This is a genomic window from Actinomadura sp. WMMA1423, assembly GCF_006547145.1.
Taxonomy (GTDB): domain Bacteria; phylum Actinomycetota; class Actinomycetes; order Streptosporangiales; family Streptosporangiaceae; genus Spirillospora.
In genome coordinates this window covers 8,487,157-8,505,678 of the sequence record NZ_CP041244.1, presented here as the reverse complement: position 1 = coordinate 8,505,678, position 18,522 = coordinate 8,487,157, and the positions used below count along the sequence as shown (strand labels likewise).

Sequence of the window (18,522 nt, the reverse complement as noted above, 5' to 3'; positions counted from 1 at the left end):
CGGTGATAGTTGCACCGCGCCTTTCAGCCAATCTCCGGGGGCCGTTCTCGAGTATGCCCCGAATCGACGCGCCCAATCCAGGGCGAACGGGCAGGTGAGCAATGCCCCAGGCCCCAGAAGTGGCGCGGGAGTTTGATTTAAGTCACCTCGCGAAGTGTGGCGGGAATGCCGGTCCGTCCCCATACTGGTGGCGTCGCAGCAGGTGCTTGGAGGGCGGACATGTTCGGCAGTTCCATCTACCTCAGGGACCGTCCCGCTTTCACCGGCGGTTCGCCGCAGGCGGTGTACGAGGAACTCTGGCAGCGGGGCCGAAAAGGACGGTTGCGGACGCGCGCCTTTCTGGCGGCGGCGACGCTTGTGTTGTGCGGGCTGCTGGTCAACGCCGTTTTCGGAATCGTGATGGCCGCCGCGGTGGCGGCCGCGGACGCACTCGTCCATTGGCGCATTTACAACTCGTCGCGGGTGTGGCGGCTCGGGCTGCGCGGACAGGAGCGCATGGACCGCTTCCTTCGCCACACACTGGAGCGGCGCGGGCACCGCGTGCTGCATTCCCGCACCGTCCCCGAGCACGGGACCGCCGACGAACTGGTGGTCGGGCCCGGCGGGGTGTGGCTCGTGCACAACGAGGCGTGGTCGCCCGGGGCCGAGGTGTCCCAGCACGGCGGCCGGCTGTTCATCGACGGCCGGACGCAGTCCAAGCTCGTCGCCGCGCTCACCGCGCGGGCCGAGGCCGCCGCCGCGGCGATCACCCGCACCGCCGGGACGCCGGTGACGGTCACGCCCGTGCTGGCCGTGCACGGCGGCAAGCTCGCCCGGACGCCCTTCACCGCCGACGGCATCGTCTTCGCGCCGCCGCTGAAGCTGATCCGCTGGATGCGCGGAAACCCGACCGCCGACCGCTCCCCCGAGGAGGTCGAGGCGATCACCCAGGCCGCCGTGCGCGCCCTGCCCATCGGTTCGAGCATTTCGGTCCAGGCCGCCGCCTGACCGGTCCCCGCACGGGAGACCGGTCCCCGCACAGGAGGACGGCATGACCACGAGACACCTGTGGCCGGAGGGCTCACACGCCGCCGTCCACAGGGCGCCCACCGCCCGCGGGGGTTCCGCCACCTCTGCGGGCGGTGCGGCGCAGCCAGAGAAGGCCCAGGACGGGCAGCACCAGGGGCACGAACCCGTAGCCGCGCCCGTACATGGACCAGACGGAGTCGTCGGGGAACGCGGCGGGGTCGGCGACGCTGAGCGTGCCCACCGCGAGCACGCCCACCAGTTCCGTCGAGCAGGCGGCGACGGCGATCCGGAACGACGTCCGGCCGCCACGGGCCAGGGCCACCGTCGCCAGGACATAGACGGCCGCCGCGAACGCCGACAGCAGGTAGGCGACCGGCGCTTCGGAGAACGCGGTGGCGATCTGCACGCCCGCCCGCGCGCCGGCCGCGAGCGCGAAGACCGCGTAGACGGCGACCAGCAGCCGCCCCGGCCCGTCGGCGACGCCGCCGCCGGGACGGGCACCGCCGCCCGTGCGGGCCTCGGCGCCGGCGCGGGCGCCGTCGTCCGCGCGGGTCAGCGGCCCCCGGGCCCCGGTCTCGCGGACGGCTCCGGTCTCGCGGACCGGTTCGCCCTCGCGGACGGGCTCACTCTCGCGGACGGGCCCGTTCTCGCCGGGGGGCTCGTGTTCGCGGACGGGCTCGCGTTCGGGCTCAGGCACCGGTGCCGCTCCACAGCTGGTTCATCCGCACGATCATGACGGCGACGGCCACCCCGGCCACGACGAGCACGCCGGGCCCCCACCGGGTGCGCTCCAGCAGGCCCCATCCCGCGCCGGCGACGGGGACCAGCAGCGATCCCAGCAGGTAGCCGACGAAGGTGGCGGGCCCGTCCGGCCCCTCGCCGCCGGAGAGCTTGACGAAGGCGACCACGGCCTGCGCGACCAGCAGCACCTCCAGCACGCCGAACGCGGCGAGGTCGCCGGCCCCCATCGCCCGGCCGCGCAGCACCGTCACGAGGGCGTACCCGGCGGCCAGCAGCGCCACCACGATGACCGCGGTGGACAGCACGTTCGTCACGGCACCAAAGAGTACTACCGGCTGTAGAGCAACCGCGCCGCCCCCACCCGCCATGCCGTGCAGCACCGGGGCCGGGGACCCGGCGGGCATGGGGGGCCGGTGGGGCGTGGGAGCATGGCGGGCGTGAACGCGCTGCGATGGCTGATCCTGACCCGGCACGGAGAGAGCACCGGCAACCTCGCCCACCAGGCGGTCCTCGGCACCGACGCCGAGGAGGTCGACATCCCCGAGCGGGACGCCGACATCCCGCTGTCGGACAAGGGCCGCGCCCAGGCGGCGGCGCTCGGCCGCTGGCTGGAGGCCCTGCCCGAGGACGAGCGCCCGACGACGGTGATCTCCTCCCCCTACGTGCGGGCCCTCGACACCGCCAGGATCGCGCTCGCCGAGACGTCGTTCGCCACCCCCCGGATCCGGATCGACGAGCGGATCCGCGACCGCGAGATGGGCGTCCTCCAGGGGCTCACCGCCCGGGGCGTCCAGAACCGGTTCCCCGGCGAGGCCGACCGGCTGCGTCACCTCGGCAAGTTCTACCACCGGCCGCCCGGCGGCGAGTCGTGGGCCGACCTGGCGCTGCGGCTGCGCAGCTTCTACCGCGACCTGCAGGCCGCCGCGCCGGGCGGGCGGGCCCTGGTCGTCGCCCACGACGCGATCGTCGTCATGACGCGCTACCTGGTGGAGGAGCTGACCGAGCAGGAGATCATGGAGATCGAGAAGGAGCCGATCGCCAACGCCTCGGTCACCCGGTGGTGCCACGACGGGGACGCGCTCGCGGCCGTCTGCTACAACGAGCGCGCCCACCTGGGCGCCCCGGTGCCGCCCCCTACGCCTCCCCGCTGAGCAGCCGGGCGGTGCGCGAGGCGACCGCGGCCAGCCGCGGATCGGCCGGCGGCAGCGCGCCGCGCAGGCGTTCCAGCACCTCCAGGTCGGCGCGGCCCGCCTCGGTCTGCGCGTAGGCCCACAGCACGTCTCCGCAGCCCCGGTCGAGCACCTGCCGCCGCACCCGCACCGACAGCTCGTCGCGTTCCGCGCGGACGGCCGGCGCGTCCGAGCGCGGCAGCAGCTCGCCCCCGTACAGCCGCACGGCGCCGGCCACGTCCCCGGCGTCCAGCAGGCGCCGGACGGTGAGGAAGTCGGCGTCCACCGCGCAGCCGAACCGGTAGGGGCGGGCCCGCACGACGCCGCCGAACCGCTGGCGGAGCCGGTGGATCTCGGGGCGGACGGTCGCCGCGCTGCCGTCCTCGCCGTACAGGTGCAGCGAGAGCCGGTCGCCGCTCAGCCCCCGCGGATGCAGCGCCAGCAGCGCGAGGATCTCGGCGTGCCGCAAGGTCAGCTCGAAGCGCCGCCCGTCCAGCAGCGCGTAGGGCGGCCCGTCGCCGAGCAGCACCAGCGACAGCAGCGGCGCCGCGGCCGCCGCGGGCCTGGCCGCGAGGCCGCGCTCCGCCGGGGTGCTCGCGTCGACCAGGCCGCGGGCCCCCGGCACCCGCAGCAGGAACGCCTCGCCGAGCGGCTCGGCCACGGCGGTGCGGCCGTCCGGCAGGACGACCGTGCCTCCGGGCTCGGGGACGGCCACCCGCCTGCCGACGAGCGCGCCCCCGGGCGCGGCGAGGATGCGCCCGGTGGCGGTGGCGAGCACGCCGGTGCCGCGCAGCCCCCGCAGATGCGGCAGGAGCCGCTCGCGCAGCCGCTGGTCGCGACCGAGCATGTCGTTCTCCATCCGCGCCTCGGCCAGCCGCGCCGCGGCGGAGACGAGTGCGACGGTCGCCGGGTGCAGCGCCCGCGCCGTCGCGCTGACGTCGATGCAGCCGACCACGCGCCCCGAGTCGGGGTCGCTGATGGGCGCGCCCGCGCACGACCAGCCGTGCAGGACGTGCGCGACGTGCTCGGCGGCGTACACGGCCTCGGGCCGCCCGGAGGCGAGCGCGGTGCCGATGCCGTTGGTCCCGACGGCGTCCTCCGACCACAGGAAGCCCGCGGTCAGGCCGATCGCGTCGGCGGCGCGGCGGGCGGAGGCCGGGCCCTGCGTCCACAGCACGCGCCCGGCGGCGTCGGTGATCACCAGCAGGTGCTCGGTCTCGTCGGCGACCCGCCGCAGCAGCGCCTGGAGCACCGGCAGGTGCGGTTCGAGGGGGTGCGCGGCGCGGGCGTCGGCGAGCGCGTCCCGGTCGAACACCAGGGGCGCCGCCGCCGTGCCCGGGTCGACGCCGGCGTTCTCGCAGCGCCGCCACGACTCGGCGATCGGCGGCCGGACGGTCACCGGCTCGCGCACCACCACCAGCCCTTTCTCCCGGACAGGAACCCGGCCCGCTTCGAGCATCGGTCCATCGCCGGGGCGGCGCAACCGGTTCGCCGGATCCCGCACGGGCCGGATCCCGGCACCGTCGGTGATCGGACGACCGCAACGTGCGTGCAACGTGGGAGCGCCTACGGTGAGCGGCGCCGGGGAGTCGAGGGACCGTCCGGTGGGTCCGCCGTCCCGCACGCGTCCGGGGGGAATGCGTGCGGGACGGCCCGCTCAGCCGGCGCCACGGGGAGGTCCGACGACCATGCTCTGCCTGACATGCCGCCGCGTCCGCCCGGCCCTGAGCCGGTCGGACTACACCGCCGAGCGCGCCTTGCTCATCGTGACCCGGGGGCTGTGCGCCTGCGGCCTGCCGCCCGGCCGGACGCGGCCGCCGCCCGCCGTCCGGGAGCCGGTGGCGGCGCCGAAATAAACCGCCCGGTTCACAAAATGTTCACGGCCGATTCGCCTACAGTTTAAGGAGATTCCACCCCTCGGCCCCGGAAGGGAGCGCCATGACCGTGATCCCGGGTCTCGTCCGCCGCGCCGCCGCCGAGGTGGAGCGCCATCTGCGCGAGGGCGCCGGCGTCCTCGTCAGAGCCGGGCGGGATCTGGAGCGGTCGGCCGAGCTGATCAGGCTGCTGCCCTCCTTCATGGAGCGCGTCCTGATCATAGAGCAGGCGGTCCGCGACCAGGACGCCGAGCTCCGCGCCGTCCGGGCCGAGCTCGACTCGCTGGTCCGGCAGCTCAACGACCGGCTGCTGCCGCGCCTGGACGAGCGCATGGACGACACCGAGCGCGACCTGGCCGCCGTCGCCACCAGCCTGATCCGGACCGGCCGCGAGAACGCCGGCAACAGCACCCGGCTGGAGGCCGCGGAGCGGCGCGTCGCCGACCTGCGCACCAAGATCGCCGCACTGGAGCAGCGGACCGGGCTCTGGCGGGACCTGGAGTCCACCGTCAGCAGGTTCGGCGACGACCTGGACGCGATGCGCGCCCGGATGGCGCTGCGCACGGCCGAGCCGCCCGCCGAGGCCGCCCCCGCCCCGGTGCAGAACCTCACCGACCGCCCGGCGTGACGGCCGCGGCCATCGCCGCCGCACGCCCCGGGCGCCATTGCAGGAAAGGCGCACCGCGGGACGTCCGGGAGAATGGGCGCATGACTCAGCCGTCCGCTTCCCAGCCGTCCGAACGCAGTTTCGCCAGCGACAACCAGGCCACCGTCCACCCGGAGGTCCTCGCGGCCCTGTCCGAGGTCAACACCGGGCACCAGCCCGCCTACGGCGACGACACCGTCACGGGCCGGCTCCGCGAGGTCGTCCGCCGCCACTTCGGCGAGCAGGCCGAGGTCTTCCCGATGTTCAACGGGACGGGCGCGAACGTCGTGTCGCTCCAGGCGATGTCGGAGCGGTGGAGCGCGGTGGTGTGCCCGGAGTCGGCGCACATCAACACCGACGAGTGCGGCGCGGCCGAGAAGATCGCGGGACTGAAGCTCATCCCGGTCCCGGCCGCCGACGGCAAGCTCACCCCGGGCCTCGTCGACCGGTACGCGACGGGCTTCGGCAACATCCAGCGGCGGGAGCCCGCCGTCGTGTCGATCACTCAGAGCACCGAGCTCGGCACCGTCTACACCCCGGACGAGACCGCGGCCGTCGCGGCGGCGGCGCACGAGCGCGGCCTGTCGGTCCACATGGACGGCGCGCGCATCGCCAACGCCGCCGCGTCCCTCGGACTGCCGCTGCGCGCCCTCACCACCGACGCGGGCGTGGACGTGCTGTCGTTCGGCGGCACCAAGAACGGGCTGCTGCTCGGCGAGGCGGTCGTCGTGCTGAACCCGGCCGCCGTTCGGGGGCTGGAGTACCTGCGAAAGTCGAGCATGCAGCTGGCGTCCAAGATGCGGTACGTGTCGGCGCAGCTCCTCGCGCTGCTGGACGGCGACCTGTGGCTGCGCAACGCCTCCCACGCCAACGCGATGGCCCGCCGCCTGGAGGCCGCCGCCCGCGCGGTCCCCGGGGTCGAGATCACCCAGCCCGTGCAGGCCAACTCGGTGTTCGCGCTCATGCGCAAGGACGCGGCCGAGCGGCTGCGCAAGCGGTTCCCGTTCTACACCTGGGACGCGGCGACCGGCGAGGTGCGCTGGGTCTGCTCCTTCGACACCACCGAGGGCGACGTGGACGCGTTCGCCGCCGCCCTCGCCGAGGAGACGGCCGCCTGACCGGCCCGTTCGTCCCGTACATCGGGAGCGCCCGGGCCGCCGGACCGCCCGCGGGTTATGGTGTGACCGAACATGATTCGGTTACAGGAGGCGAGCCTGATGGCCAACCGCACCTTCGTCGTCGGCGTGGGCATGACCAAGTTCGAGAAGCCCGGCTCCCGCGACTGGGAGTACCCCGACATGGCCAAGGAGGCCGTCGGCAGCGCCCTGGAGGACGCGGGCGTCGGCTACGACGCCGTCGAGATGGCCTACGCCGGCTCGATGTACGGGTCGATGGGCCAGCGCGCCCTCTACGAGACCGGCCTGACGGGCATCCCGGTCATGACCGTCATGAACGCATGCGCGACCGGGTCCAGCGCGCTGTTCCTCGCCCGCCAGGCCGTCCGCGGCGGCCTGGCGGACTGCGCGCTCGCCCTCGGCATGGAGAAGATGAAGAAGGGCTCGCTCGGCGCCGGCATGGGCGAGTCCAAGGTCACCATCATCGACCACCACCTGCGGTCCATGACCGCGGGCCGCGAGTGGGAGCTGGACAAGGCGCCCATGCCGCAGATGTTCGGCAACGCCGGCCGCGAGCACATGGAGAAGTACGGCTCCAACCCCGACCACTACGCCTGGATCGGCTGGAAGAACCACAAGCACTCGGTCAACAACCCGTACGCGCAGTTCCAGACGGAGTACTCCCTGGACGACGTCAAGAACGCGACGATGATCTTCGACCCGCTGACCAAGCTGCAGTGCTCGCCCACCTCCGACGGCGCCGGCGCCGCGCTCGTCGTCAGCGAGCGGTTCCTGGACGAGCACGACCTGTGGGACCAGGCCGTCGAGATCGCCGGGCACCACATCGCGACCGACACCCAGGAGAGCTTCGCCGACCACTCCTCCATCCAGGTCGTCGGCTTCGGCGTCTCCCAGCGCGCCGCCCGCAAGGCCATGGACGAGGCGCAGGTGTCCATCGACGACGTCGACGTCATCGAGCTGCACGACTGCTTCAGCGCCAACGAGCTCATCACCTACGAGGCGCTCGGCATGGCCGAGGTCGGCGAGGGGCACAAGCTCGTCGACGACGAGGCCACCACCTACGGCGGCAAGTGGGTCGTGAACCCCTCCGGCGGTCTCATCTCCAAGGGCCACCCCCTCGGCGCCACCGGCCTCGCCCAGTGCGCCGAGCTGACGTGGCAGCTGCGCGGCAAGGCCGGCGCCCGCCAGGTGGACGGCGCCCGCGTCGCCCTCCAGCACAACATCGGCCTCGGCAGCGCCTGCGCCGTCGCCGTGTACAAGCCCGCGTCCGCCTGAACCTGGAGCACGCCGGACGCCCCGTCCCTCCATGCCATGCCCGGCCGGGCACCGCATGGAGGGGCGGGGCGAACCCGTCCTGGGAGGGTGGTACCCGGACGTCCTGCCGTGCGACAAAGATTGACTTCTGTCTCACGGCCGTTACGGTGGGAGTAAGTGTTCGCTGGCAGGAGGTGCGATGCCCGCCCCGTCCCCGCCCTCGCTCCCGCCCCCGACGGTCGTCACCGCAGCCGCCCGCAGGCCCGCCCGCACGGCCGCACGCGCTCCACTCGGCCCCGGCACGCTCCTGTGGCGCCACGCCGCCGACCTTCGCTCCCTGCTGCCCGGCGCCGCCGCCGGCCTGATGCAGCTCATGCATCCCGGCATCGGCGCGGGCGTCTCCGAGCACTCGGCGTTCTTCGACGCCCCGTTCGACCGCATCCACCGGTCCGTCCCGCAGATCTGGGCGACGATCCTCGCCCCGGACGCCACCGCCCGCGCCCGCTCCATCCGCGACCTGCACCGCGCGATCGGCGGCGTCGACGAGCTCGCCCGCCGCTACCACGCCCTCGAACCGGAGACGTTCTGGTGGGCGCACGCCACGTTCACCTGGGAGATCTTCAAGGCCGCCGAGACCTTCCACCCCGGCACCCTCACCGCCGAGGACCACGAGCAGATGTACGCCGAGACCGTCACCTGGTACTCCCGCTACGGCGTCAGCATGCGCCCGGTCCCCGCCGACTACGCCGCCTTCCAGTCCAAGTTCTGGCGCGTCTGCACCCGGACCCTGGAGCTCACCCCGGCCGCCGCCCGCGCCCTGGAGATCGCCAAGCACGGCTCCGACACCGTCACCCTGCTGCCCGTCGGCGGCGCCCGGCTCGACCGCGCCGGGCGCCTCGTCATCGAGCGCCCGCTCCGCCTGATCACCTTCGGCTGCCTGCCGCAGGTCGTCCGGGACCGCTTCGACATCCCCTGGTCCCCGCTCGACCAGGCCCGGTTCGCCGCGCTCGCCCTGGCCAACCGGCAGGGCTACCGCATGATGCCCACCGGCCTCAACCACTGGGCCCTGCGCAGCATGCTGCGCTACATCGGCGCCCAGACCCGCCAGAACCGCTACCGGCCGGCCGCCTGACCCGCCGTGACCTGCGGGCGCGCGCCCCGCAGGTCACGCAACGTTCGCGTCGAGGGGGTCCGGAGGTCGCATGCGCTTCAGGCGGGTGACCGGACACTGAGGTGTGGAGACGATCGCCGCCGGAGCCGACCCCGCGGCGTCCGCCAAGTTCCCGGGCCTTGGCGCCGACGCCCTGACGCCGTCCCTGGCCCAGCGGATCCGCCGGGCCCGCTGGGCCCTCGCCGGGCTCCTCTCGGCCCTCCTCCTCGCCGCCGTGCTGGTGACCGCCGGTCCGCTGCGGCCGGGGCTCGCCGCGCTCGGCCACATGCGCTGGGGTTTCCTGCCGGGCCTGGTACTGCTTTCCTTCCTGCACTACGTGTGCTCCGCGGTCGCGCTGCGCGGCGCGGCGGGCCGTCCGCTGCCGCTGGTCAGCACGACGATGACGCAGTTCACCGCGTCGGCCGCCAACCGCGTCACGCCGGGCGGCCTCGGCGCCGCGGCCGTCAACACCCGCTACCTCGTCTGCCGCGGCCTGCCCCTGCCGCGGGCGGTCGTCGCCGTGGCGGTGCTCCAGGTGGCCGGCGTCCCCGCCGACCTACTGCTGATGGGCGCCGTCCTCGGGCTCGGCGCCGCCCTCGGCCCGGGCGGCGGGAACGACCGGATGCTGGACGCCCTCGGCCACCACGCCTCCCGGGCCGCCGACCTCGTGCCGCCCCTCCCGCTGCTCGTCGCCGGCGGGGTGCTGCTGCCGGCCGCCGCGCTGTGGGGGCGCCGGGCGATCCGGTCCACCGCCGCGCGGAGCGCCGCCTCGGGGCTCGCCGACCTGTGCCGCCGCCCTCGCGACCTGGCGCTCACCCTCGCCGCGTCCGCGGGGACCACGTTCGCGCTCGGCGTCGCGTTCGCCCTCAGCGTCCTCGCCGTCCCCGGGACCGCCGTGGGGCCGGCCGACGCGCCGGCGCTCCTCGCCGCCTACCTGGTGGGGGCGGCGGCGGGCTCGGCCGTCCCGACGCCGGGCGGCATCGGGTCCACCGAGGCCGCCCTCGTGGCCGCGCTCGCCGCCCTCGGCATCACCGCGGGCCCGGCCCTGCACGCCGTGCTGCTCTTCCGGGCGGTCACGTACTGGGCGCCGGTCCCCTTCGGGCTGCTCGCCTGCCGGACGCTCCGGCGGTGACCTTTACATTGTAGATCATTATAGGGCGAAGACCTTCTGGGCGTTGCCCGCCAGGAACGCCTCGCGGGCGTCGTCGCCGAGGCCGAGGTCGTCCAGGCCCTTGAGCGCCCGCTCGGCGGTCATCATCGGGTAGTTGGTGCCGAACATGACCTTGTGGTGCCGGTCCTGGGTCATGTACCGGACGAGCTCCGGCGGGTACCTGCGCACCGTGTAGGCGGACGTGTCGATGTAGACGTTCGGGTGCTTGCGGCACACCGCGACCATCTCCTCCGTCCACGGGTAGCCGATGTGCCCGCCCACGATGACGAGCTCGGGGAAGTCGAGCGCCACCTGGTCGACGTACGGGATCGGCCGGCCCGTCTCGCTCGGGCGCAGGGGGCCGGTGTGGCCGACCTGCGTGCAGAAGGGGACGCCGAGCTCCACGCACTCGGCGAACAGGGGGTAGAAGCGCCGGTCGGTGGGCGGGAGCTCCCACAGCCACGGAACCACGCGCAGCCCCTTGAAGCCCAGGTCGCGCACGCACCGCCTCAGCTCCCGCACGGCCTCCATGGGCTTGCGCAGGTCGACCGAGGCGATGCCGGCGAGCCGGCCGGGGGCCTGCCGGACGAAGGACGCGACCTCGTCGTTGCTCACGAGGTCGCCCTCCGGCCCGTACCAGGCGCTGATCAGGCCGACGTCCACTCCCCCGGCGTCCATGGCGGCCACGGTGGTACCGACCGGGATCTCCTCCTCCGGAGGCTTCTGCCCCGTCCACCTCCACAGCGAGTCGAGCATCTCGTGGCGCAGGAACCGCACCGTTCCGTGCTGCATCCACGCGTCAACCACCATCGGGACCTCCAACCGACCGCCACGCGGCCTCTCTCAGCGACTCGACCTGCCCGCCGTCCGGCTCGGGGCTCTGGCCGTTCAGCCACAGCCGGCACAGCTCCTGCGCGGGGCCGAGCCAGAGGACGAACGCGGTCACCGCGTCCACGTCCAGCAGCGCGCCGTGCCGCGCCTGGACGCGCCACCAGCTGCGCACCTCGCGGAAGAACGCGCCGTTGCGCTCGGCCAGCGCCTCGCTCCCGGCGGGACGTTCGGTGAACATGAACCGGGCCCGGCCGGGATGCTCCCTGCACCACCGCACGTGGAAGGCCACGACCGAGGCCACCGCCTCCCGCGCGCCGTCATGGGCCTTCAGCTCGGCGAGGAAGGCGTCCTGGTACATCGCGATGCTCTCGACGAACAGCGCCTCCGCCACCTGCTCCTTGCCCGCGAAGTGGTGGTAGAAGCTGCCCACGCTCACCCCGCTCGCGGCCCTGAGCCCGCTCAGCGTGGTGCCGGCGACCCCGTCGCGCCCGAACAGCTCGAGCGCCGCGCGCAGGATCCGCTCCCGTCCGGCCTCCCCCATAGAATTTTATTCTGCCATACCAGAACAATGTTCGTGCAACTCGGCTCGCAGGGCGGGATCCGCTCACCGGACCGCACAACTCTGGACGTCAGTTCCAGATTCGATTACCCTTTCTGGAATTCACATCCAGGAGGATCGATGACGCCTGCCGCCGCACCGTCCCCGGACGAGCCCGGAGCGGCCGAGGGCTCCGGGGTCCTCGCCCGCATCCGGGCGATGCGCCCCTCCTACGTCCGCGGTGACCGCAGCGTCGCGGACGCGATCCTCGCCAACCCGCCGGCGGTGATCCACCTGACCGTGAGCGACCTCGCGGCGGAGGCCGGCACCGCGTCGTCCACGGTCGTGCGCTTCTGCCAGCGGCTCGGCCTGCGGGGGTTCCACGCGCTGAAGCTGGCCATCGCCCGGGAACTCGGCAGCGGGGACGCGCTCATCGAGTCGCGCATCGATCCCGGCGACCGGCCCGCCGACGTCCTCACCAAGATCCTCGCCGCGGACGCGGACGCGCTGCGGGACCTCGGCTCCACGATCGACCCCGGACGGCTGGACGCGGCCGTCGACGCGCTTCACGGAGCCGGCCGGATCCTGGTCGTGGGCGTCGGGACGTCGGCTCCGCTCGCCCAGGACTTCGCCTACCGCTTGATGACGATCGGCCTGCACGCCGACGCGCCCGCGGACGCGCACGTGCAGCACGTGGCCGCGCGGCTGCTCGGCCCGTCCGACGCCTGCCTGGCCGTCAGCCACACGGGGTCGACGCGGGAGACGGTGTCGACGATGGAGGCGGCCCACGGCGTGCGGGCGGCGACGATCGCGGTCACCAGCTTCGCCCGCTCGCCCCTCACCGCCGTCACCGACACCGTGCTGGTGGCGGGCGGCCGCGAGACCTCCTTCCGGATCGAGGCCATGACCAGCCGCATCGCCCACCTCTCCCTCCTGGACGCGATGTTCGTGTCACTGGCCCTGCGCCGCCCGGCGGCGGCGTCGGCCAACCTCGAACTCACCGGCGGCGTCCTGGCGGAGCACCGGTTCTGATGAGCGCCCGTCCCGCGGAAGGGAGACGCCTGCACATGACGCCGACGAAACGCCCGGGCCGTCCCGGTGTCCTCGCCTTCGACTGGAACGGCACCCTGGTCGACGACACCGGACGAGCCCTGCGCGCCACCAACCGCGTGCTGCGCGAGCACGGTCTGGCGCCCCTCGGCGAGCCCGGTTTCCGGGCGGCCTTCACCCTTCCGATGCGCGAGTTCTTCGCCCGCCTCGGCATCGCCGAGCAGCGGTCGGACGAGGCCGAGAAGAGATGGAACGAGGAGATGGCGGCCGAGACGGCGCCGCTGAGCCCGGGAGCCGCCGAGATCCTGCGGACCGCCGCCGACTGCGGCGTGCACGTCGTCGTCGTGAGCGCGGCCTCCTCCCAGTCGGTCCTGTCGGACGCCCGCCGCCTCGGCGTCGGCCACCTCCTCGCGGACGTCGTCGGATCGGCCGGGGACAAGGCGGCCGTCCTGTCCCGCCTCGTCGCGGGCGGCCGGGGACCGGTGGTCTACGTGGGCGACGTCGAGTACGACATCCGCTCGGCGTTCGCCGCCGGCGCCTACCCGGTGGGGTTCGGGCGCGGCTACCGGCCCGCGGCGGCCCTCGCCGAGGCGGGGGCGGAAGTCGTCGTGTGGAACCTGGCGTCCCTGGGCATGCTCTTCACGGGCGTCCCAGCCGCCTGACGACCACCGCCATGCACCCCGATCTCCCCTTCCTCGACCTCCTGCTCCGGCTGACCGTCGCCGCCGGCGCGGGCATCGCCATCGGCTACGAGCGCGAGGTCGGCGACCACGTCGCGGGGATCCGCACGCACACGCTGGTCGCGGTCGGCTCCGCGGTCTTCACCATCAGCGGCGCCTACGGGTTCGCCGACGTGACGGGGGCGGGCATCTCCGACCCCGCCCGGGTGGCCGCGCAGGTCGCCTCGGGCATCGGGTTCATCGGCGCCGGCGCCATCGTCAAGGACGGGATGATCGTGCGGGGCCTGACCACCGCGGCCACCCTGTGGCTCAGCGCGGCGCTCGGCCTGTCGGCGGGGGCCGGGGCGTTCTGGCCGGTCATCGTCGGGGTCGTGATGGTGGTGGCGGTGCTCACCGGCCTGCGGCTGCTCAAGCCGGCCGGCCGGGGCCGGTCGCGGCGGCCGACGTCGCTCGTCGTGGAGTACCGTCCGACCGCCGGAACGCTGAGCCGCATCCTCGAGGCCGTGGCGGCGGCGGAGGCCACGGTCGACCGCCTCGCGCTGCGAGGGGGCGGGAGCCTCGGGCCGGACGGCGCCCGCACCGTGGAACTGGTCCTGCGGCACGCCGACCGCCCCCGCCTCGGCAGGGAACTCGAACCGCTCTCCGGCGAGAACGGGCTGATCCGGGTGAGCCTGCGGCCCGCGTCGGCCCGGCTCCGGCTGCGCCTGCCGCAGGTCCCCCGCCGGACGCCGGCCCGCCGGAACCGACCGGATCGCGGCCTGAAGGTGCGCTAATCTCATGACCATGTCCAGCCCCGAGTCCGACAGACGCTGACTCCCGGGCGGCTCCCCTCTCGTGCGGGCCGCCTGAGGCGGGCTGCCTTCGCCCTCTGACCGAGGGATCTCTTCTCTCGCCACCGCCGTCCGTGCGATGCCGGACGGCCATCCCGGCGCAGCCCTCCCCACCGACCAGCCGACCCGTCCGCTCGTCTCGGGAGTCTCCCCTTGCCGTTCGCCGTCTACGTCCTCGGGCTCGCCGTGTTCGCCCAGGGCACCTCCGAATTCATGCTGTCCGGCCTCGTGCCGGGCATCGCCGCCGACCTGGGCGTGTCCATCCCCGCCGCGGGCCTGCTCACCTCGGCCTTCGCGGTCGGCATGGTGGCCGGCGCGCCGTCCATGACGCTGCTCGCCCGCCGGTGGCCGCGCCGCCGCGCGCTGCTGGCCTTCCTGACCGTCTTCGTCGCCGTCCACGTCGCCGGCGCGCTCACCACCAGCTACGGGGTGCTGCTGGCGACCCGCGTCGCCGCCGCCCTGGCGAACGCCGGGTTCTGGGCCGTGGCGCTCGCCACCGCGACCGCGCTCGTTCCCCCCGCCGCCCGCGCCCGCGCCACGTCCGTCGTGGTCGGCGGCGTCACCGTCGCCTGCGTCGCCGGTGTCCCGGCGGGCGCGGTGCTCGGCGGGGCGTGGGGCTGGCGGGCGGCCTTCTGGGCGGTCGCGCTGGTGTCGCTGCCCGCCGTCGCCGCGATCGCCAGGGCCGTCCCGGAGGAGCGCCCGTCGGTGGGAAGCGCCCGCAGCGAGCTGCGGGTCCTCGCGGACGGCCGCCTCCTGCTCACCCTCTCGGTCAACGCGCTGTTCCAGGGCGCGACGTTCTGCACGTTCACCTACCTCGCGCCGCTCGCCACGAACGTGACCGGTCTCGGCGCCGCCTGGGTTCCGGCGCTGCTGGCGCTCTTCGGCGCGGGGTCCTTCGCGGGTGTCGCCGCCGGCGGGCGGCTCGCCGACGCGCACCCGGCCGCCCTGATCGCGGCGGGCATGACGTCCCTGGCCGCCGGGTGGGCCGTCCTGGCGCTGACGGCCGGGAGCCCGGCGGCGGTGGTGGCGCTGGTGTTCGTCCAGGGGATGCTGGCGTTCGGGACGGGCCCGGCACTGATCTCACGCGTCCTGGACCAGGGCTCCGCGGCCCCGACGCTGGCGGGCGGGTTCGCCACGGCGGCGTTCAACGTGGGCGGCGCGGTCGGCCCGTGGCTGGGCGGCACCGCGATCGGCGCCGGCCTCGGCTACCGCTCGCCCGTGTGGGTGAGCGCGCTGCTGATGGCCGGCGCGATCGCGCTGCTCGCCGGTCAGGTCTGCTTCTGGAGGGCCAGGCTCGCCGAGCCCGTCAGCGCGGGCAGGTAGCCGGAGCGGTGGCCGAGCGCGGTCGGGTGGTAGGACGAGCCGATCGGGATCGTGACCGCGTTGAGCCAGCCGTCGCCCGAGCACAGCTCGTGCCCGGCGAACTCGTCGCGGACGTCCGACCAGGTGAACCCGGCGCGCCCGGCGGCCGCCGACAGCACGCCGTCGAGGGTGTCGGCGGCGTGGTTGAGCGCGGTGCGCTTGGTGTTGCCGAGCCCCGCGCACCAGTCGACGATGATGTAGAGGCGCGGGTAGCCGAGCACCACCACCCGCGCCGACGGGGACTTCGCGCGGATCTTGCCGTACAGCGAGTCCAGCTGGCCGGGCAGGGTGTTCTTCATGTAGGTCTCGGCCTGCGTCACCCTGTTCTGGCAGGTCGTGTTCGAGTACAGCACGCAGGTCTGCATGACGTCGGCGAACCCGGCGTCGTTGCCGCCGGCGGTGATGCTCACGAGCGTCGTCGAGGAGTCGAGCGCGCCGAGCTGGCCGCTGGCGACGCTCGTGGTCGTCGCGCCGGAGCAGGCCACGAACTTGTAGGACGACGTGGCGTGCGCCGACGCCCACAGGTTGGGGTAGGCGTTGGCGCTGCGCTGGCAGTTGCCGCTGTTCGGGTCGTAGTTCCCGGCCCCCGTGCCGGAGGAGTAGGAGTCGCCGAGGGCGACGTAGTTGGCACCGGCCGCCGAGGCGGTCGAGGGCCACACCAGTGAGGCGGCGGCCAGGGCCGCCGCACCGAAGGCGACCAGGCTGGGGCGGGGAAGGCGCATCTGCACACTCCGGGGCGACGTATCGAATTGTGTCCTGCGACTTATACCCGCGGGACCATTTTTCGAAGCCCCAGACTGATCAACTCTGCTTGGCAGGATTCGCCGTTGAAATCCGGAATAGCCGAAATTTCAGGGAAGTCAACCACAAAACCTAACAACCATTTCGGTGCGTTTCCCAGGCGTCCCGGAAGAGCCGTCGCGCACCACGTTCCCCTTCACCGCCGTCCATCCCGCACGCCCCTCACGTGGGCGGACGGACGACCGGTGCCGCCTCCCGCACGCGGGATGACTCGCGCGGAGGGCGGCACTGTCGTTCCCCGAAGAAAGTGTCGATGCGGGAACGGCCCCTGATCGGCGATGATTCGCATCAAGGAGAAGGCGGCCGGGAGCCGGGTGGGCGCGGGAACGCGTCACACACCCGGAAGCGGGATTCAGCCCTTTCGCCTGAGCCGGGCGGCGCCGGCCCGGATCCCGTGCCAGGCGGCGCGGGCGTGACCGTTCACGCGGGTGCTGATGCGCCGCGCGGTCGGGAACTCGGTGCCGAGGAGCCCGAGGCCGGCGAGGATCGCGACGATGCCGGGGCCGGGCAGCACGAGCATGGCGACGCCCGCGACGATCAGGGCGGCGCCGGCGGCCGCGACGCCGATCTTGCGGAGCAGGCGGACGTGCGCGCGTCGCCGGGTCGCGGAGGCCGCGTCGGCGTCCGTCCCGGTGCGCTCCATGGCGGTCGTGGTCACATCGCCCCCGATCTGCGGACTTGGCTTTCCTGTGGGACGAACCGGCGGGCCGCCGTAGATCCCCGATCCGGCACGTTGTGGCCAGGGTCACATCCCGGCGGGGCCGCCGCGCCCGGGCCGCTAGCATCGCGGAAATGAAGATCCCGTTCGGCGCCCGGGCGCGCCTGGGGGCCCTGGCGGCGCCGGTGTGGAGGCGGCTGAGCGGACCCGCCCAGTGGCGCGTCGCGCGGCTCCGGCATCGGACGTTCCTGGTGTACGCGGGCGGGATCGTCCGGGACGACCAGGGGCGGATCCTGCTGCTGCGCCACCGGCTGTGGCCCGCGTACCGCGCCTGGGGCCTGCCCGGCGGATACGTCAACGCCGGGGAGCGGCTCGAGGACGGGGCCGCCCGCGAGGTCCGGGAGGAGACGGCGCTGGAGGTCGAGGTCACCGTGCCGCCGCTCCACGTCGCGAGCGGGTTCCGGCACCGGGTCGAGGCCTACTACGAGGCCCGCGTCGTCGGCGGGCGCCTCGCCCTGGACGCGGCCGAGATCCTGGAGGCCCGCTGGTTCCCCCTCGACGCGCTCCCGGACGAGATGTCGCCCCGCCTCCGGAGCGTCATCGCCTCACTTGACCTCAGCCGTGGTTGAGGTTGCAGCCTGGGCGGTATGAGCCTCACCGACCACGAACGCGATTACCTGTCCACGCAGCGCCTCGGACGCCTGGCCACCGTCGGCCCCAAGGGCGACCCGCAGAACAACCCGGTCGGGTTCGAGTACAACGCCGACACCGGCACGATCGACATCCGCGGCTGGAACATGGCCGAGTCCCGCAAGTACCGCAACCTGCGCCACAACGACCAGGTCGCGTTCGTCGTGGACGACCTGGCCTCCGTCCAGCCGTGGCGGGTGCGGGGCATCGAGATCCGCGGCCGCGCCGAGGCCGCCGTCGAGCCGGTCGCGGAGGACTCGCACATGAGCGGCGACATCATCCGCATCCATCCGCGCACCGTCTTCACCTGGGGCGTCGACCCCGGCGCCGAAGGAATGACCAGGCGCACCATCGACTGAGCATCTGCGGGGAGCGCGTCCGCTACGCGTCCACCTCGTCGAGGCGGAAGGGCGGGAAGTAGATCTCGTCGCGGCGGACGATCCGGAGGCCGGGGTTCAGCGCGGCGGACAGGTCGACCTCGCCCTCCGCGTAGAGGACGACCTCCGCGAGCCGTTCGAGCCGCGGCAGCGGTCCGAAGTCGCCGTGGGCGAGGGTCAGGGACTCCAGGCCGACGAGGTCGCGCAGAGCGGTCAGGTCGACGACGTCGACGTTCGACAGGATGAGACGGCGGACGGGCGTCCCGCTGAGCTGGCCCAGATCGACGTTGGAGGCGGGACCGGCGAGTTGGAGCAGCTCCCATGGGCGGCCGGCGAGCGGTCCGAGGTCCATACCGTTCTCGTCCCACAGCAGGGCCTCGGTGACCGAGGGCAGCCACCGGAGGGGCTCGAACGTCCCCACCCATTCGAAGTCGGTGGTGAGCCGGCGCCGGCGCAGGATCGGCCCGGCGGGCGGCGGGTCGTCGGAATCGGTCCCGGCGAGGATCCGCCGCCACACGGGCCGGGTGTTGGCCCAGAAATCGTCCCAGGCGAACCCGTCGTCACCGTCCACCATGTC

General features: G+C 73.9%; 22 protein-coding genes. 14 read left to right on the top strand and 8 right to left on the bottom strand.

Annotated features, from left to right (window positions below):
• Nucleotides 1-219 precede the first annotated feature (219 nt).
• Nucleotides 220-987 (top strand): NERD domain-containing protein, encoded by a 768-nt coding sequence (locus FKD65_RS39290; RefSeq protein WP_141584492.1) that lies wholly within the window; start codon nucleotides 220-222, stop codon nucleotides 985-987.
• A gap of 73 nt (nucleotides 988-1,060) precedes the next feature.
• On the opposite strand, the gene FKD65_RS39285 is transcribed toward FKD65_RS39290, so the two are convergent.
• Entirely contained in the window at nucleotides 1,061-1,468 is a 408-nt protein-coding gene (locus tag FKD65_RS39285; RefSeq protein ID WP_141587367.1) for a hypothetical protein, read from the bottom strand.
• A gap of 229 nt (nucleotides 1,469-1,697) precedes the next feature.
• Nucleotides 1,698-2,063: a hypothetical protein gene (locus FKD65_RS39280; protein WP_141584489.1), complete on the bottom strand. Its 366-nt coding sequence runs from the start codon at nucleotides 2,061-2,063 to the stop codon at nucleotides 1,698-1,700.
• 114 nt (nucleotides 2,064-2,177) lie between these two features.
• Between FKD65_RS39280 and FKD65_RS39275 the strand changes: the two genes are divergently transcribed.
• A complete protein-coding gene (locus FKD65_RS39275) occupies nucleotides 2,178-2,900 on the top strand; it encodes a histidine phosphatase family protein (protein WP_141584487.1) in 723 nt (240 codons plus the stop codon).
• Here FKD65_RS39275 and FKD65_RS39270 read toward each other — a convergent pair.
• Nucleotides 2,884-4,377, bottom strand: coding sequence for a GAF domain-containing protein (locus FKD65_RS39270; RefSeq protein WP_141584484.1), 1,494 nt, complete (start codon nucleotides 4,375-4,377; stop codon nucleotides 2,884-2,886). The two genes, FKD65_RS39275 and FKD65_RS39270, sit on opposite strands and share 17 nt — an antisense overlap.
• Before the next feature lie 229 nt (nucleotides 4,378-4,606).
• On the opposite strand from FKD65_RS39270, the gene FKD65_RS44630 reads away from it, so the two are divergent.
• The 6 genes from FKD65_RS44630 (at nucleotide 4,607) to FKD65_RS39245 (ending at nucleotide 10,110) form a co-directional block, all read left to right on the top strand.
• The gene (locus FKD65_RS44630) at nucleotides 4,607-4,774 is read left to right on the top strand and encodes a hypothetical protein (protein ID WP_168221324.1); all 168 of its coding nucleotides are present in this window, start codon (nucleotides 4,607-4,609) and stop codon (nucleotides 4,772-4,774) included.
• 82 nt (nucleotides 4,775-4,856) lie between these two features.
• Nucleotides 4,857-5,420, top strand: a complete 564-nt coding sequence (locus FKD65_RS39265) for a hypothetical protein (protein ID WP_141584482.1) — start codon at nucleotides 4,857-4,859, stop codon at nucleotides 5,418-5,420.
• An 80-nt stretch (nucleotides 5,421-5,500) separates the two neighbouring features.
• Nucleotides 5,501-6,556 (top strand): low specificity L-threonine aldolase, encoded by a 1,056-nt coding sequence (locus tag FKD65_RS39260; RefSeq protein WP_141584480.1) that lies wholly within the window; start codon nucleotides 5,501-5,503, stop codon nucleotides 6,554-6,556.
• Nucleotides 6,557-6,655: 99 nt separating this feature from the next.
• Entirely contained in the window at nucleotides 6,656-7,849 is a 1,194-nt protein-coding gene (locus FKD65_RS39255; RefSeq protein WP_141584478.1) for a beta-ketoacyl synthase N-terminal-like domain-containing protein, read from the top strand.
• A 178-nt stretch (nucleotides 7,850-8,027) separates the two neighbouring features.
• Nucleotides 8,028-8,960: an oxygenase MpaB family protein gene (locus tag FKD65_RS39250; RefSeq protein WP_141584475.1), complete on the top strand. Its 933-nt coding sequence runs from the start codon at nucleotides 8,028-8,030 to the stop codon at nucleotides 8,958-8,960.
• A gap of 103 nt (nucleotides 8,961-9,063) precedes the next feature.
• Nucleotides 9,064-10,110 carry a lysylphosphatidylglycerol synthase domain-containing protein gene (locus FKD65_RS39245; protein ID WP_141584473.1) on the top strand — a complete coding sequence of 349 codons (1,047 nt, stop codon included), beginning with the start codon at nucleotides 9,064-9,066 and terminating at the stop codon, nucleotides 10,108-10,110.
• Nucleotides 10,111-10,128: 18 nt separating this feature from the next.
• Here the strand turns inward: FKD65_RS39245 and FKD65_RS39240 are convergent, their stop codons facing one another.
• Together FKD65_RS39240 and FKD65_RS39235 are read right to left on the bottom strand one after the other, a co-directional pair.
• Nucleotides 10,129-10,938, bottom strand: coding sequence for an amidohydrolase family protein (locus tag FKD65_RS39240; protein WP_141584471.1), 810 nt, complete (start codon nucleotides 10,936-10,938; stop codon nucleotides 10,129-10,131).
• Nucleotides 10,928-11,500 carry a TetR/AcrR family transcriptional regulator gene (locus FKD65_RS39235; RefSeq protein ID WP_141584469.1) on the bottom strand — a complete coding sequence of 191 codons (573 nt, stop codon included), beginning with the start codon at nucleotides 11,498-11,500 and terminating at the stop codon, nucleotides 10,928-10,930. Before FKD65_RS39235 ends, FKD65_RS39240 begins: the two co-directional genes overlap by 11 nt.
• Nucleotides 11,501-11,638: 138 nt before the next feature.
• Between FKD65_RS39235 and FKD65_RS39230 the strand changes: the two genes are divergently transcribed.
• The 4 genes from FKD65_RS39230 to FKD65_RS39215 all read left to right on the top strand — a co-directional run bounded on the left by FKD65_RS39230 (nucleotide 11,639) and on the right by FKD65_RS39215 (nucleotide 15,380).
• Nucleotides 11,639-12,529, top strand: a complete 891-nt coding sequence (locus FKD65_RS39230; RefSeq protein WP_141584467.1) for a MurR/RpiR family transcriptional regulator — start codon at nucleotides 11,639-11,641, stop codon at nucleotides 12,527-12,529.
• A 35-nt stretch (nucleotides 12,530-12,564) separates the two neighbouring features.
• Nucleotides 12,565-13,209, top strand: coding sequence for an HAD family hydrolase (locus tag FKD65_RS39225; protein WP_168221323.1), 645 nt, complete (start codon nucleotides 12,565-12,567; stop codon nucleotides 13,207-13,209).
• 11 nt (nucleotides 13,210-13,220) lie between these two features.
• Nucleotides 13,221-14,000, top strand: coding sequence for an MgtC/SapB family protein (locus FKD65_RS39220; protein ID WP_141584463.1), 780 nt, complete (start codon nucleotides 13,221-13,223; stop codon nucleotides 13,998-14,000).
• A gap of 210 nt (nucleotides 14,001-14,210) precedes the next feature.
• Nucleotides 14,211-15,380 carry a Cmx/CmrA family chloramphenicol efflux MFS transporter gene (locus tag FKD65_RS39215; RefSeq protein ID WP_141584460.1) on the top strand — a complete coding sequence of 390 codons (1,170 nt, stop codon included), beginning with the start codon at nucleotides 14,211-14,213 and terminating at the stop codon, nucleotides 15,378-15,380.
• Here the strand turns inward: FKD65_RS39215 and FKD65_RS39210 are convergent.
• Nucleotides 15,326-16,141 carry an SGNH/GDSL hydrolase family protein gene (locus FKD65_RS39210; RefSeq protein WP_141584458.1) on the bottom strand — a complete coding sequence of 272 codons (816 nt, stop codon included), beginning with the start codon at nucleotides 16,139-16,141 and terminating at the stop codon, nucleotides 15,326-15,328. The genes FKD65_RS39215 and FKD65_RS39210 overlap by 55 nt on opposite strands.
• 431 nt (nucleotides 16,142-16,572) lie before the next feature.
• A complete protein-coding gene (locus tag FKD65_RS39205; RefSeq protein ID WP_240809826.1) occupies nucleotides 16,573-16,878 on the bottom strand; it encodes a PGPGW domain-containing protein in 306 nt (101 codons plus the stop codon).
• Nucleotides 16,879-17,012: 134 nt separating this feature from the next.
• On the opposite strand from FKD65_RS39205, the gene FKD65_RS39200 reads away from it, so the two are divergent.
• Entirely contained in the window at nucleotides 17,013-17,507 is a 495-nt protein-coding gene (locus FKD65_RS39200) for an NUDIX domain-containing protein (RefSeq protein ID WP_205718420.1), read from the top strand.
• A gap of 18 nt (nucleotides 17,508-17,525) precedes the next feature.
• Nucleotides 17,526-17,927 (top strand): PPOX class F420-dependent oxidoreductase, encoded by a 402-nt coding sequence (locus FKD65_RS39195; protein ID WP_141584455.1) that lies wholly within the window; start codon nucleotides 17,526-17,528, stop codon nucleotides 17,925-17,927.
• Nucleotides 17,928-17,949: 22 nt separating this feature from the next.
• Here FKD65_RS39195 and FKD65_RS39190 read toward each other — a convergent pair whose 3' ends face one another.
• Nucleotides 17,950-18,519: a hypothetical protein gene (locus FKD65_RS39190; protein WP_141584453.1), complete on the bottom strand. Its 570-nt coding sequence runs from the start codon at nucleotides 18,517-18,519 to the stop codon at nucleotides 17,950-17,952.
• Nucleotides 18,520-18,522 lie beyond the last annotated feature (3 nt).

Coding starts and splice junctions, on each gene's coding strand:
- FKD65_RS39290 (WP_141584492.1), top strand. CDS start 220: ATGTTCGGCAGTTCCATCTACCTCAGGGACCGTCCCGCTTTCACCGGC.
- FKD65_RS39270 (WP_141584484.1), bottom strand. CDS start 4,377: ATGCTCGAAGCGGGCCGGGTTCCTGTCCGGGAGAAAGGGCTGGTGGTG.
- FKD65_RS39240 (WP_141584471.1), bottom strand. CDS start 10,938: ATGGTGGTTGACGCGTGGATGCAGCACGGAACGGTGCGGTTCCTGCGC.
- FKD65_RS39220 (WP_141584463.1), top strand. CDS start 13,221: ATGCACCCCGATCTCCCCTTCCTCGACCTCCTGCTCCGGCTGACCGTC.
- FKD65_RS39200 (WP_205718420.1), top strand. CDS start 17,013: ATGAAGATCCCGTTCGGCGCCCGGGCGCGCCTGGGGGCCCTGGCGGCG.
- FKD65_RS39195 (WP_141584455.1), top strand. CDS start 17,526: ATGAGCCTCACCGACCACGAACGCGATTACCTGTCCACGCAGCGCCTC.
- FKD65_RS44630 (WP_168221324.1), top strand. CDS start 4,607: ATGCTCTGCCTGACATGCCGCCGCGTCCGCCCGGCCCTGAGCCGGTCG.
- FKD65_RS39225 (WP_168221323.1), top strand. CDS start 12,565: ATGACGCCGACGAAACGCCCGGGCCGTCCCGGTGTCCTCGCCTTCGAC.
- FKD65_RS39255 (WP_141584478.1), top strand. CDS start 6,656: ATGGCCAACCGCACCTTCGTCGTCGGCGTGGGCATGACCAAGTTCGAG.
- FKD65_RS39190 (WP_141584453.1), bottom strand. CDS start 18,519: ATGGTGGACGGTGACGACGGGTTCGCCTGGGACGATTTCTGGGCCAAC.
- FKD65_RS39265 (WP_141584482.1), top strand. CDS start 4,857: ATGACCGTGATCCCGGGTCTCGTCCGCCGCGCCGCCGCCGAGGTGGAG.
- FKD65_RS39260 (WP_141584480.1), top strand. CDS start 5,501: ATGACTCAGCCGTCCGCTTCCCAGCCGTCCGAACGCAGTTTCGCCAGC.
- FKD65_RS39235 (WP_141584469.1), bottom strand. CDS start 11,500: ATGGGGGAGGCCGGACGGGAGCGGATCCTGCGCGCGGCGCTCGAGCTG.
- FKD65_RS39250 (WP_141584475.1), top strand. CDS start 8,028: ATGCCCGCCCCGTCCCCGCCCTCGCTCCCGCCCCCGACGGTCGTCACC.
- FKD65_RS39230 (WP_141584467.1), top strand. CDS start 11,639: ATGACGCCTGCCGCCGCACCGTCCCCGGACGAGCCCGGAGCGGCCGAG.
- FKD65_RS39210 (WP_141584458.1), bottom strand. CDS start 16,141: ATGCGCCTTCCCCGCCCCAGCCTGGTCGCCTTCGGTGCGGCGGCCCTG.
- FKD65_RS39275 (WP_141584487.1), top strand. CDS start 2,178: ATGGCGGGCGTGAACGCGCTGCGATGGCTGATCCTGACCCGGCACGGA.